Source organism: Streptomyces sp. NPDC048255 (genome assembly GCF_040652415.1).
In the GTDB taxonomy this organism is placed as follows: domain Bacteria; phylum Actinomycetota; class Actinomycetes; order Streptomycetales; family Streptomycetaceae; genus Streptomyces.
The window spans coordinates 1-1,565 of sequence record NZ_JBEZMA010000120.1; the positions used below are offsets into that span (position 1 = coordinate 1).

The window sequence follows — 1,565 nt, forward strand, 5'->3', positions numbered from 1 at the left end:
CTTCAGAACTAACACAGTGGACGCGAGCAACTGAGGACAAGCCCTCGGCCTATTAGTACCAGTCAGCTTCACCCGTTACCGGGCTTCCACATCTGGCCTATCAACCCAGTCGTCTACTGGGAGCCTTACCCTCTCAAGGAGGTGGGAATACTCATCTTGAAGCAGGCTTCCCGCTTAGATGCTTTCAGCGGTTATCCCTCCCGAACGTAGCCAACCAGCCATGCCCTTGGCAGGACAACTGGCACACCAGAGGTTCGTCCGTCCCGGTCCTCTCGTACTAGGGACAGCCCTTCTCAATATTCCTACGCGCACAGCGGATAGGGACCGAACTGTCTCACGACGTTCTAAACCCAGCTCGCGTACCGCTTTAATGGGCGAACAGCCCAACCCTTGGGACCGACTCCAGCCCCAGGATGCGACGAGCCGACATCGAGGTGCCAAACCATCCCGTCGATATGGACTCTTGGGGAAGATCAGCCTGTTATCCCCGGGGTACCTTTTATCCGTTGAGCGACGGCGCTTCCACAAGCCACCGCCGGATCACTAGTCCCGACTTTCGTCCCTGCTCGACCCGTCGGTCTCACAGTCAAGCTCCCTTGTGCACTTACACTCAACACCTGATTGCCAACCAGGCTGAGGGAACCTTTGGGCGCCTCCGTTACCCTTTGGGAGGCAACCGCCCCAGTTAAACTACCCATCAGACACTGTCCCTGATCCGGATCACGGACCGAGGTTAGACATCCAGCACGACCAGAGTGGTATTTCAACGGCGACTCCACAACCACTGGCGTGGCTGCTTCAAAGTCTCCCACCTATCCTACACAAGCCGAACCGAACACCAATATCAAACTGTAGTAAAGGTCCCGGGGTCTTTCCGTCCTGCTGCGCGAAACGAGCATCTTTACTCGTAGTGCAATTTCACCGGGCCTATGGTTGAGACAGTCGAGAAGTCGTTACGCCATTCGTGCAGGTCGGAACTTACCCGACAAGGAATTTCGCTACCTTAGGATGGTTATAGTTACCACCGCCGTTTACTGGCGCTTAAGTTCTCAGCTTCGCCACACCGAAATGTGACTAACCGGTCCCCTTAACGTTCCAGCACCGGGCAGGCGTCAGTCCGTATACATCGCCTTACGGCTTCGCACGGACCTGTGTTTTTAGTAAACAGTCGCTTCTCGCTGGTCTCTGCGGCCACCCCCAGCTCAAGGAGCAAGTCCTCTCACCAGTGATGGCCCCCCTTCTCCCGAAGTTACGGGGGCATTTTGCCGAGTTCCTTAACCATAGTTCACCCGAACGCCTCGGTATTCTCTACCTGACCACCTGAGTCGGTTTAGGGTACGGGCCGCCATGAAACTCGCTAGAGGCTTTTCTCGACAGCATAGGATCATCCACTTCACCACAATCGGCTCGGCATCAGGTCTCAGCCTTAATGAGGGACGGATTTGCCTACCCCTCGGCCTACACCCTTACCCCGGGACTACCACCGCCCGGGCTGGACTACCTTCCTGCGTCACCCCATCGCTTACCTACTACAAGTCTGGGTCGTCGGCTCCACCACTTTCCTT

At 56.3% G+C, this 1,565-nt stretch carries 1 rRNA gene (running past one end of the window); it reads right to left on the reverse strand.

What is annotated here, in order from left to right:
* Positions 1-32: 32 nt before the first annotated feature.
* A 23S ribosomal RNA gene (locus AB0D94_RS37530) occupies positions 33-1,565 on the reverse strand (it continues 1,689 nt past the right edge of the window).